The sequence below is a fragment of the Flavobacterium aquiphilum genome, from assembly GCF_027111335.1.
Classification (GTDB): domain Bacteria; phylum Bacteroidota; class Bacteroidia; order Flavobacteriales; family Flavobacteriaceae; genus Flavobacterium; species Flavobacterium aquiphilum.
In genome coordinates, this window is record NZ_CP114288.1 from 2,701,355 (window position 1) to 2,713,719 (window position 12,365).

The window sequence follows — 12,365 nt, forward strand, 5'->3', positions numbered from 1 at the left end:
ACTTGAAATAAAATGTACAGATGGAAAATTTCATAAATGAAACAATAGATACGACCCAATTACCAAAATATGAAGAAGTTAAATTCTCTGTTTTGCACCCTGATTATTGGAAAGTGATTTTGGTTTCGCTTACTACATTCTTTTTGATTGTTGGAATTGGAGCAGGGATTGTATTGTTGTTCAATGAGGAATTAACCCCGTTTATTTTTGAATTCAGCATTGTTTACTTGGTCTTATTAGTGATCGTGATTTTCTTTTCGAGATTGAGCTTCAAGAAAAAAGGGTTTGCTTTTCGAAATCATGATGTATTATTTCGACATGGAATAATTGCTACTAATACTCTAGTAATTCCCTATAACAGAGTACAACATGTTTCTTTGCATGAAGGCTTGATTTCGCGCATATTCGGCTTAGCGAAAATTGAAATATTCACTGCGGGAGGTAGTTCTAGTGATATAATGATTCCCGGAATTAAAAAAGAACAGGCTGAGAATATCAAACAACTGTTGATGGGGAAAATTCAAAAACAACTATAATGAGTGCCGATTTTAATCAGCCACAACGACAGTCCATTGTGGGGATTTTGGTGATGTTTTTCTATTCCCTTCAAGAATATGCCAAGGCTTTGTGGCCTATTTTGATCATTTGGATTGTTAAATTCAATGAAATTAACAGAGGCTATTTGTTTGGCGGTATTTTGGCCGTTTTTACAATTATTGGAATCATTTCCTATTTAAAATATTTAAACTTTACTTTTTACATCGATCAGGATAATGACGAATTCATTATTACCGAAGGTGTCTTTAATAAAACTAAAACAACCATTCAGCTTTTTAAAATTCAGCAGGTAAATATCAATCAGTCATTTATTCAAAGATTGATTGGTGTTTATGAATTGGTCGTTGATACCGCAGGTTCCAATAAAACCGAAGGTAGTATCAAGGCGATTTCACACGAATTGGCATTGGATCTCAAAGCTCGCTTGTTGGATAATGAAAATAAAAAGGCGATTGATGTTGCTGACGTAATTGATTCACATGAATTTATCGATGAAAAATCGATTGATAGTGAAATTCCTTTTATAAAAATCAGTTTTTTTAGTTTGTTGAAATTCGGAATTACCTCAAATTATGTAAAAAGCTTTCTTGTGCTTTTGGCATTTTTTATTTCGCTTTTTGATCACATCAAACAAATTACTGGAAAAGATGTTTTACACGATCAAAATATTGAGGATTATGTTGATAGCGGTCAGATTGCAACAGCATTTCTGATTTTGTTTATTCTTTTCTTTTTGACTGTTATCATTGTTAATTTGGTTAGAACTATTTTTACTTTTTTTGATTATAAAATAGCAAAGCAAAAAGGTTCATTACTGCTTTCTTATGGTTTGTTGAATACTAAAAGCACTATCATAAAACCTGAAAAAGTTCAAATTACAAGCGTTACTCAGAATTTTTTCCAAAAGAAAATGGATATTTTGCACCTGAAAATTAAACAAGCTACAGGTGGGGAAAGGGAAGATCACAAGCAGCATATTGAAATTCCGGGTTGTAATAAATTAGAAAAAAACGAAATTCTGAAATTATTATTTAAAAAAATCCCCGAAAAAGGAGTGATGCTAAAACCTAATTTTAGAAAGCTTGGTTTTTCAGTTTTTCTGACTATTGGATTACCGTTGTTAGGCTTTTATTTTATTAGGGATTTGATAATAGAACAACTGCCAATGACTGACTACTTTGTATCGCTATATGTTGTTTTTATAGGAATTATTCAATTTTTTATATTCAAAAATAACCGATTATTCATTAATAACGACTTTATAATCCTTCAAAGTGGTGCATGGGATGTTACCAATAAAATCATTTTACCCAATAAAATTCAGGCGATTACAACTTCGCAGTTGTTTTGGCACAAAAATATCAATATCGGATCCTTAACTTTACATACCGCAGGTGGGAATATTAGTTTTCATTTGGGTAATTTTACGGCAATAAAGCAATACGTCAATCTTTGGTTGTTCGAAATGGAAACTTCCGATAGTAATTGGATGTAGTGACGAAGTTAGAAAATAGAGGTTAGAGAATAGAAGTTAGAAAATAGAATAGAGAGAATTGAAGTAGAAAATAAAATTGTGGTGTTTGTTTTAACTTTTACACCTTAAACTATTTTAAACTTTTTTAAACTCTTAAAATAATTAAAAGACAAAAATGAAACACTGGATTGAAGCAGCAAGATTAAGAACATTACCATTATCCGTTTCCGGAATTATTGTGGGAAGTATGTATGCATTGGCAAACCCAACAGAGAATGTACTCACTCCAACTGAAGTTTTCAATTGGGAAATATTTGCATTTGCATTATTGACAACTTTGGGCTTACAGATACTTTCTAATTTTGCCAATGATTATGGTGACGGCGTTAAAGGAACTGATAATGAAGATAGGGTGGGGCCAAAACGCGCCATTCAGAGTGGGGTGATTACTCCACAGGCTATGAAAAGAGCTTTGGTGATTACCTCTGTGCTTACATTATGTTCTGCAATATTCTTGATTTATGTGGCTTTTGGAGAGAGTAATCTAGTGTATTCCTTGTTTTATTTGGTTTTGGGGATTATGGCAATTGCTTCTGCAATTCGTTATACTGTGGGAACTTCAGCTTACGGGTATCGTGGATACGGAGATATTTTTGTCTTTGTATTCTTTGGATTGGTAAGTACTTTGGGAGTTAATTTTTTGTATTCAAAGCAATTGGATGCGGTACTTATTTTACCGGCTGTTGCTATTGGATTATTGAGTGTTGGCGTTTTGAATTTAAACAATATGCGTGATCAGGAATCGGATGCCAAATCTGGAAAAAATACGGTTGTTGTAAAAATTGGTGCCGAAGCGGCCAAAAAATACCATTATTTTCTAATTGTTACTGCAATGCTTTCGGTGGTTGTTTTTGCGATATTGAGCGATTTTCATTTTGACCAATACTTGTTTTTATTGGCTTATATTCCGTTGGTAAAACATTTAAAAACGGTTCATAAAAACCAAGATCCAAAGTTGCTTGATCCCGAATTGAAGAAAGTGGCATTGAGTACTTTTTTACTGTCAATATTATTGTCAATTTGCATGATTTCTTTGATTTCGGATATTATAGTGAATGTTTTCTTGGGAGGAAGATGATTTTTAGTGATTAGTGAAAAGTAATTAGTTGTTAGCTAAATGACTTTTCAAACCTAATCACTAATTACTTTTCACTAATCACTTTTCACTAATTACTAATGATTTTAAAAAGATATTAAAAATGAAAATAACTTTCTACGGCCACTCCGCTTTGGGAATTGAAGTCAGTGGCAAACATATACTTGTGGATCCTTTTATTACGGCCAATCCAAAAGCGTCTCATATTGATATTAATAGCTTGAAAGCGGACTTTATTTTGTTGACTCACGCTCACGGCGATCACGTTGTCGATGTTGAAGCTATTGCGAAAAGAACAGGAGCTTTAATTGTTTCCAATTATGAAATAGCGACTTACTACGGTGCAAAGGGATTACAGTCTCATCCTATGAACCACGGTGGTAGCTGGAATTTCGACTTTGGTAAGCTGAAATATGTAAGTGCCATCCACTCGAGTTCCTTCCCTGACGGAACTTACGGTGGGAATCCCGGCGGTTTTGTAATCGAGGGAGAGCATAAAAACATCTATATTTCTGGAGATACAGCCCTTACGATGGACATGAAATTAATACCGATGCGAACCAAACTCGATTTGGCTATTTTTCCAATCGGAGGTAATTTCACGATGGATGTAGATGATGCTATAATTGCCTCTGATTTTGTTGAATGTGATAAGATTCTGGGTTGTCACTACGACACATTTGGGTATATCGAAATCAATCATGAGCAAGCCATCAAGAAGTTTTTTGATAAAGGAAAAGACTTGATGTTGCTAGAAATTGGCAGTTTTATTGAATTATAAATGTTTGAAAGTTTCTAAGATTCTAAGTTTAAAGTTTTATGACGTCCGCAAAGCGGATCAAAAAAAGTAATATATTTTTAACCATTAAGATATTAAGAAAATTAAGTTTCTAGGCTTAATGAACCTTAATTAATGGTTTTAAGAGTAAAAACTTTTGTTTTTTAATAAACCGACAAAATTTTGGGTTGGTATTATTAACGGATAGTCATATAAAGTTTATCATAGGATCTCAGAATTTTAGAAACTTAGAATCTCTTAATCTTTTTTCCATAATGACCAAAAAATTACTTTTATTCATAACATTTCTTTTTGCAACAAATACATTTGCACAACAAGACGGTTATTGGGATAAAGACCGTTCCACCACCAAAGAAATCAATGTTTCGGCAAGAGACCGAATCGTCATCAAAACTGAGGATTTGCCTTTGGGAACCACCGAAATTGTCTATAGAATCACTCTTTTGGATGAAAATCAGCAAATGGCAAACAGTTTGGTTTCGGTTTTAAAATCAATGTCTGATCCAACAGGGATCAGTCAGGGGTCGGCGGGAGCTGTTTTTGTATTGTCTAAAATATCAGGTGATGACAAATGCACCTATGCCATTTTCTCTTCCGATAAATTAGCTTCAGAGTATAAAGAATCAGGTAAGACACAAGAATCTTGTTTGGTTCAGGACGAGCCTGTGAGTAAAGACGCTAAACGCCTCTCTGTAGATAAATCTAGTTGTTTGAACGGAAATTCAACCGCGTTGTGGTTTGGTTTTGAAAGCAAAAACTGGATCATGAAGCAAAAAATAGTTTTGGAAGTCGTACCGTGGATTGACAAAAAATTAAGTCGAGGATGGAGTTTGGATAACCGAAAAACGATAATTGATCAATGCAAAACATCCAATTTGGCTCAGAAAATGACCAATTCGGATAATTTTTGCGTATGCGTTTTGGATAAAATCCAAGCCAAGTATAAATTTCAGGAGTTTCAAAAATTATTGACTGTAGAGCGTTCTAAGGCTTTTAAGGATGCTGGAGATTCTTGTTTTGGCGAAACGAGCACTTCTAACGTGGTTTATTCTGATTTACGTAAAGAAGCATCACTTTTGATAAAAAAGGGCAAATATGGCGATGCAATTGCGAAATTAGGCATAATTATAAATGATGGCAAAGGAACGGTTTTGGATTATAGCTCAATTGGTAGTTGTTATCTTTTGACTAAACAATACGGAAAGGCTTTGAAATACCTTCAGGATGGAGAAAAGCTTGATAATACCGAGTTATTGGTTCAATTAAATTTAGCTCACGCCTACTTACTGAACGATAATTATAAAGAAGCCAAAAAAATCTACAAGAAATACCAAAACCAAAACGTAACCGACAGTTTGAGTTGGATTCAAAAAACCGAAGACGATTTTAAAGCTTTCCAAAAAGCTGGAATTAAGAATGAGGATTTTGAGAGGGTTTTGAAATTGATTAGAGAATAGTGGATATAGTTAGTCTTTGTAATTTAAAAAAAAACGTAAAATGAAAAACAGTAGACCTATCCAAACTGATTCACAAAGTCTGGGAGATATTGGAGAAACAACTGTACAATTAATTTTGCGAAAATATAAATGGACGGCAGATATAATTAAAAGTGATTTTGGAGAAGATATTGATTGTAATATCTTCATTGATAACTCACGTACAAATTATCATTTAAGATGTCAAGTTAAATCTACAAAAAAAGATAGTGAATATGTAAAGGAGTTAAAAAATGGAAATTATAGTGTTTCTATTGATTCAAATAGTTTAAGAGCATGGCTAACAAGTTTTTTTCCTGTGTTTTTAATTGTATATGAAGAAGAATCTGATGAATGTTATTGGTGTAATCCTGTAAATCAAATTCTTCAAAAACCTTCCAAATTAGAAAAAGAAAAACCGTCAATTCACATATCAAAAGAAAATAAATTTGATTTATCGTCAAAACAGTTAATATTGGATGAAGTTAAAAATTTCTATAGAAAAATTCAACGCCTAGATGAATCACATATTGAATGTGAAATTCTTCCAGTTTTAATGCCAAACTATAAAATAATTCCATTTCACAATTTTTCAAATTTTTTATATAAGGAAACTGAATTAAAACTAAAAATATCAGGTAATTTAATTGAATTATTACCTTCATGGATCTCAGTTTTGAGAAAAATTGAACCTACTAATATTTTAACTTTTATAAAATTACAATCTTCAAATACTGATATTAATGATTTTTTAAATAAATTAAAATCAAAATTATCAAAATTTGAATATGAGATTAGAGATGACGAATGGATTTCGTTTATTATAAGCCCTATAAAAATTCAGTCAACAAATTCTTCATGGTCGAATGAAATAACTTATTGGACTTCATATTCTAAAATCGATTCAAAAATTGTTAATGACTTTGAATTTAACTTTATAATGCCAGATAAATTTATATCACAAAATAGTAGAAGAGCGAGAAGTTGGGATTTTTTTCATTTTGTATGTCCAAAAAAAGATATTTCTATGCAATTTTTTGGAACTCATGAAATTACTCAAACTATAAAAATGATGGATAAAATCCATGATAACAATATAAAAGGCCAAATTGTATTTTGGGAATGTTTAAATGAAGATATAAAACTGATATACGATTTAATCATTGATTTAGAATTGAAAATACAGATTATTGAAGAAAAAGAAAATAAAAGTATTATTGCAATAACAACAGTATTGTTTGAGCCTTTTATTGGAATGTACAGCATGCCAATGGATTGGGATAGTTTTGAAAGTGGAAGCGTTAAAAATAAATTAATCAAGAATGATTTAATCGAACTTTTACCCGGAGAAGAGTATAAAAAAGAAATTCCAGAATACATTAATAACGCATTAAATGTCTATTCAAAAAAAGATTATAAAAATGTAATGATAACTGAAATCGAATATATTTCTGGTTTTCCATTGATTTTAAGCGAAAGAATGATTCAAGTATCAAGATTCCAAATGATTCATCCAAGTAAAATTGAAAATATTGAAAAACGATTAAAAGATATTATTCCACTTAGTATAAAGGATTTCCATATAGAATTTGGGATTAAAGATGATTCTATGTGGGAAATTCCAATTTATGAATTAATAATTTCTTGGACTCCAGAAATATTTGAATCTTCAAAAGATTCTTATATAAGATATGAAAAGGATATTGTTGAAATTTTCAATTCGATTTTACCAACCAATAGAAAAGATAAAATAGTTCTTAAAGATACCTATGAGATTTTACATATAGCAGGAGAAATTGGATTTGAAAATATTGAGAGTCAATAGCTATAAAGAATTGATTTGATACCTTTTGTATTTATGATGATTTGATAAATCCCAAAATAGGAACTAATTTGTTTACAATTACAAAAATCTAGATTATGATCGCATTCTACCATAAATACATTCTCAATTTCAAACGTCCATCCGGGACTTCTCGTGGTGTTTTGAATGAAAAGGAAACTTGGTTTATTGTTCTTGAAGAAGACGGTAAAAGAGGAATAGGTGAGTGCGGGATCCTAAGAGGTTTGAGCGCTGACGATCGACCTGATTATGAGGAAAAATTAAAATGGACTTGTGACAATATTCATCTTGGGAAAGATCAACTTTGGGAAGCGCTTTTGGAATTTCCGTCTATACAGTTCGGAATCGAAATGGCTTTTCTTTCTTTGTCTAGTGAAACACCTTTTTTACTTTTTCCCTCCGACTTTACAAATGGCACAAAATCGATTGAAATAAATGGGTTGGTTTGGATGGGAGAGGAGGCTTTTATGAAGCAGCAAATCGAGGAGAAATTAGCGGATGGATTTCGATGTATAAAACTCAAAATTGGTGCCATTGATTTTGATAAAGAACTGCAATTATTGCGCTTTATTAGAGAAAATTTTACTCCGGAACAAGTTGAAATCAGGGTTGATGCAAATGGAGCTTTTGGTTTAAATGAAGCTTTATTTAAGTTGAATCAATTATCTGGTTTTAAATTACATAGCATTGAACAACCGATCAGGAAAAACAATACTGACAGTATGTCAGAGCTGTGTGAAATCACACCTTTTCCTATAGCTTTGGATGAAGAGTTGATTGGTGTGTTTTCGGTTGTTGATAAAGAAGAATTATTGCTTAAAATCAAACCTCAATACATTATTTTGAAACCAAGTTTTGTAGGTGGATTTAGAGGTACGCAGGAGTGGATTACTTTGGCTGAAAAGCATAATATAGGTTGGTGGATTACTTCTGCTTTGGAAAGCAATATTGGACTAAATGCTATCACTCAATGGACTTTTACACTTAATAATCCAATGCCTCAAGGATTAGGCACCGGAGCATTGTATACTAATAATTTTGATTGTCCTTTACTGGTTTCTAAAGGTCAATTGTGGTATAGGAGAGAGTTGGACTGGGATTTGGATATTTCTCAGTTTTAATTGAATACTGAGCTTAATTGTTTTTTTGCGAGAGTGATGGAAGTGGAGCTCTCCCGATTTTTTATCGGGAAGCGGGAGCGGACAGCACGACCCGAAGTTGCGAGGAGGGACTCGCCCAAATAAAAAATGGAGTTCAGTAATGCTTGAAAATAGAAAAGGTTCGAAATTATGTTTCGAACCTTTTCTATGTTATACGGTATTGTTTGATTAATAAGGTAATACTTTTTTGTTTTTTACTTCTTCTAAAAGTTCAGCTACTGCTAGGTAAAAGGCGCTGCTTCCGCAAATTACACCAATTCCTCCAGCAACAGTGGCTAAAGATTCGATACCGGTAAATTTCTCTATAGCTAATACGAAAAATAAAATAGTCAAAGATAAAAATACAAATTGTTGTACTTTGCTGCCTCCCCAAGTTCCCCACCACATAAATGCTGTGAAAGTTCCCCAAAGTGTTAAGTAGCATCCGAAAAATGGTGCTGGAGTTGTACCTGCCATTTCAAATCCAGTGTTTGGTAAAAGCCAAATACCAACCAAAGTAAGCCAAAAGAAACCGTAAGAAGTGAAAGCTGTACCAGCAAATGTTTTTCCGTTTTTGTATGACAATATTCCAGCTATTATTTGTGCCAATCCTCCGTAGAAAATTCCCATTGATATGATGGCGGCACTTACAGGGAAAAATCCCAAATTGTGAATGTTTAATAGAATTGTTGTCATTCCAAAGCCTAAAAGGCCTAAAGGTGCTGGATTAGCAATTTTGTTCTCCATTTTCTGATTTTTTAATAGTTAGTAAAGTTAAAATTTGCACTATAAATAAAATGCTTACAGGTGTAAAAATAACATTTATTACGAAATAACTACATGAAGATTTGATTTTTTAAGCGTTTACATCCAAACCAAAAGTTGTTCTTAATAATTCAATGTTTGGGTTGATTTCCAAAAGCCTATTGTAGCGATCCTGATCTGTGAAAGTTCTTCTTATTTCGATGCTTTCGTTTACGATTACTTCGATCGTAATGTCGTGATTGTGTAAATGTCCACGTAAATGCCCTAAAAGACCAATCATTTCGCCTTCAAATTCAATTTTTGATCCCTCATTAGGTAATTCAAAGGAAATTTTTGTTCCATCCAGTTTCGGGTCATTGATCAAAAGCAGGGACTCGATGATTTTATATCCTTTGCTGCCTAAGCGCTGGGCGTATTTTGTCCATTGCAAAAGCATTTCTGTTTCAGTAAAAGGTTCTGTTGGCAGAACAGTGTTGTCTTCTTTTTTGACGAATCCTTTTATGTTTTCTTCCAAAGACTTTTTAGCGCGAATACTGGAAAGTGATAAAGCTGAAAATTTAGGTTCATTGTCTGTAGAACTAGGAACTGTAGGAGGTGTAATTTTTGGTTTTTCCTCGGTGACAACAGTTGGTTTTGTAACCTCAGGTTTTTCAGTACTGATATTGATGTTTTGATCGCCTCTGTCATTATTATTGTTTTTGGCAACATCAACAATGGAATAATCATTTCTTCTGAAATGAGTAGGTGGAATTATAAATTGCTCAACTTTTTTTTTTCTCCATCGTAAGTGATGGAGGCAAGCTGCATTAGGCAAAGTTCAACAAGTAATCTTTGGTTTTGACTGGCTTTGTATTTTAAATCACAGTCATTGGCGATGTCGATTCCTTTTAATAGAAAGTCCTGAGGACATTTTTGCGCCTGAATACCATACATTTTTTGAGCTTGTTCACCAATTTCAAGTAAGACAAGTGTGGCTGGTGTTTTGCATACCAACAAATCTCTGAAATGGGTTGCCAATCCGGAAACAAAATGGTGGCTGTCGAAACCTTTTGCAAGAATATCGTTGAAAATCAATAGTAAATCAGGGATTTTATTTTCAAGGATTAAATCGGTAACGGTAACGTAAGTTTCGTAATCCAAAACATTCAGATTTTCGGTTACGGCTTGACGGGTTAAGTTATTTCCACAAAAAGAAACTACTCTGTCAAAAATTGACAAAGCATCGCGCATAGCGCCATCTGCTTTTTGAGCAATGATGTGCAACGCATCGTCTTCATATGAAACCCCTTGGCTAGAAGCTACATCGGCAAGATGTTCTTTCGCATCTTTTACGGTAATTCTTTTGAAATCAAATATTTGACAACGCGATAATATCGTTGGGATGATTTTGTGTTTTTCGGTGGTTGCCAATATGAAAATGGCGTGCTTTGGTGGTTCTTCCAATGTTTTCAAAAAAGCATTGAAAGCGGCCGATGACAACATGTGCACCTCGTCAATGATATATACTTTGTATTGTCCGGTTTGCGGAGGAATACGAACTTGGTCTATCAGATTTCGGATATCGTCAACGGAATTGTTGGAAGCCGCATCAAGTTCAAATACATTGAATGCAAAATCTTCATTAGGGTCATCGTATCCCGGCTGGTTGATTTTTCGTGCCAAAATACGGGCGCAGGTTGTTTTTCCAACTCCACGAGGTCCTGTGAATAAAAGCGCCGAGGCTAAATGATTGTTTTCTATGGCGTTGAGCAAAGTGTTTGTAATCGCTTTTTGTCCCACAACATCTTTAAATGTTTGAGGGCGGTATTTACGTGCTGATACTACAAATTGTTCCATAGATTTTTTTATTCGAAAGCAAATATAGGACTAGAAAATTCAAAAAACAATTAAATTTTTCATAGGTTTAATTTTCTTTAAAAACAGGTTTGAATTGGGTTTTCAGGTAACATTTGTGTACTTTCACAATTGTTTTGAAATCCAATCTTTTAAAAATGACTTTCTATGAATGTTGCTAAAACGGTTATCATTGTTGGAGGAGGATTGGCCGGACTGACCGCGGCAATTCATTTGTCCAAAATTGGATTAAAAGTCATTGTGATCGAAAAAAACGAATATCCCAAACATAAAGTTTGTGGAGAATATATATCAAATGAAATCTTGCCTTATTTCAATTGGCTTTCGTTAGATATCTCAGAGTTAAATCCCACTCATATCACAAAATTAGATTTTTCGACAGTTGACGGAAAAACAATAAACTGTAATTTGCCGCTTGGTGGATTTGGTGTTAGTAGGTTTGTTTTGGATGCTTTTTTGTGTAAAAAAGCGATTGAAAATGGTTGTGAAATTATTCACGATACTGTGGATGATGTCATTTTTGAAGATAATATTTTTACAGTGAAAACTTCGAATAATAAGGATTTTGTTTCGGAGATTATTATAGGAGCTTTTGGTAAACGATCTAATATTGATCAGAAGTTAAAAAGAGATTTTGTTCAAAAAAAGTCGCATTGGTTAGCAGTAAAAGCGCATTATTCAGGTGTTTTTCCTAGTGATTTAGTGGGTTTGCATAATTTTGAAGGAGGATATTGTGGCGTTTCAAAAGTAGAAAATAATACAATTAATATCTGTTATTTGACTAAATATGATTCGTTTAAAAAATATAAAAACATTGAGGAATTTCAGAATCAAATTATAAGTAAGAACCCATATTTGAAATTGATTTTTGAAACAAGTAAAATGCTTTTTGAGGCTCCATTGACGATTAGTCAGGTTTCTTTTGATAAAAAGGCAACGGTGGAAAACCATATTTTGATGATTGGCGATACAGCAGGCTTGATTCATCCGTTGTGCGGTAACGGGATGGCAATGGCTATTCACAGTGCGAAAATTGTTTCTGAATTGATTGGTGATTTCTACACCGGTAAAATAAAAACAAGAGAAGAATTGGAGCGAATGTATATTGCAGAATGGAATGTCAATTTTAAAAAAAGGTTAAGAATTGGACGTGTTTTGTCTTTTTTATTGCAAAAAACAAAACTTTCTGCTGTTTTGATGGAAATATTGATTAAATTACCATTTTTAATGCCAATAATAATCAAGCAAACTCATGGAAAACCAATTTTCATTGAATAGTTAAAAAGTCAACTAAATTTAATT

11 protein-coding genes are annotated in these 12,365 nt (G+C 33.0%); 8 read left to right on the plus strand and 3 right to left on the minus strand.

Annotation, left to right across the window (positions count from 1 at the left end; translation table 11 throughout):
- The first annotated feature begins 20 nt into the window (after positions 1-20).
- From OZP12_RS11125 to OZP12_RS11155, 7 genes are all read left to right on the plus strand, one after another.
- The gene (locus OZP12_RS11125; protein WP_281225050.1) at positions 21-536 is read left to right on the plus strand and encodes a PH domain-containing protein; all 516 of its coding nucleotides are present in this window, start codon (positions 21-23) and stop codon (positions 534-536) included.
- Positions 536-2,053, plus strand: a complete 1,518-nt coding sequence (locus OZP12_RS11130) for a PH domain-containing protein (protein ID WP_281225051.1) — start codon at positions 536-538, stop codon at positions 2,051-2,053. Before OZP12_RS11125 ends, OZP12_RS11130 begins: the two co-directional genes overlap by 1 nt.
- Before the next feature lie 154 nt (positions 2,054-2,207).
- Entirely contained in the window at positions 2,208-3,170 is a 963-nt protein-coding gene (locus OZP12_RS11135) for a 1,4-dihydroxy-2-naphthoate polyprenyltransferase (protein WP_281225052.1), read from the plus strand.
- A gap of 121 nt (positions 3,171-3,291) precedes the next feature.
- Positions 3,292-3,969, plus strand: coding sequence for a metal-dependent hydrolase (locus tag OZP12_RS11140; RefSeq protein WP_281225054.1), 678 nt, complete (start codon positions 3,292-3,294; stop codon positions 3,967-3,969).
- A 272-nt stretch (positions 3,970-4,241) separates the two neighbouring features.
- Entirely contained in the window at positions 4,242-5,444 is a 1,203-nt protein-coding gene (locus OZP12_RS11145) for a tetratricopeptide repeat protein (protein ID WP_281225055.1), read from the plus strand.
- Between the two features lie 40 nt (positions 5,445-5,484).
- Positions 5,485-7,287: a DUF4365 domain-containing protein gene (locus OZP12_RS11150; RefSeq protein ID WP_281225057.1), complete on the plus strand. Its 1,803-nt coding sequence runs from the start codon at positions 5,485-5,487 to the stop codon at positions 7,285-7,287.
- A gap of 95 nt (positions 7,288-7,382) precedes the next feature.
- Positions 7,383-8,426, plus strand: coding sequence for an o-succinylbenzoate synthase (locus OZP12_RS11155; RefSeq protein ID WP_281225058.1), 1,044 nt, complete (start codon positions 7,383-7,385; stop codon positions 8,424-8,426).
- A gap of 207 nt (positions 8,427-8,633) precedes the next feature.
- Here OZP12_RS11155 and OZP12_RS11160 read toward each other — a convergent pair whose 3' ends face one another.
- The 3 genes from OZP12_RS11160 to dnaX form a co-directional block, all read right to left on the minus strand.
- Positions 8,634-9,191 (minus strand): acetate uptake transporter, encoded by a 558-nt coding sequence (locus OZP12_RS11160; protein ID WP_281225060.1) that lies wholly within the window; start codon positions 9,189-9,191, stop codon positions 8,634-8,636.
- A gap of 109 nt (positions 9,192-9,300) precedes the next feature.
- The gene (locus OZP12_RS11165; RefSeq protein WP_281225061.1) at positions 9,301-10,023 is read right to left on the minus strand and encodes a DNA polymerase III subunit gamma/tau; all 723 of its coding nucleotides are present in this window, start codon (positions 10,021-10,023) and stop codon (positions 9,301-9,303) included.
- Positions 9,960-11,045 (minus strand): DNA polymerase III subunit gamma/tau, encoded by a 1,086-nt coding sequence (gene dnaX / locus OZP12_RS11170; RefSeq protein ID WP_281225062.1) that lies wholly within the window; start codon positions 11,043-11,045, stop codon positions 9,960-9,962. The genes OZP12_RS11165 and dnaX overlap by 64 nt, the downstream gene beginning before the upstream one ends.
- 165 nt (positions 11,046-11,210) lie before the next feature.
- On the opposite strand from dnaX, the gene OZP12_RS11175 reads away from it, so the two are divergent.
- A complete protein-coding gene (locus tag OZP12_RS11175) occupies positions 11,211-12,341 on the plus strand; it encodes an NAD(P)/FAD-dependent oxidoreductase (protein ID WP_281225063.1) in 1,131 nt (376 codons plus the stop codon).
- The last annotated feature ends 24 nt before the right edge of the window (positions 12,342-12,365 follow it).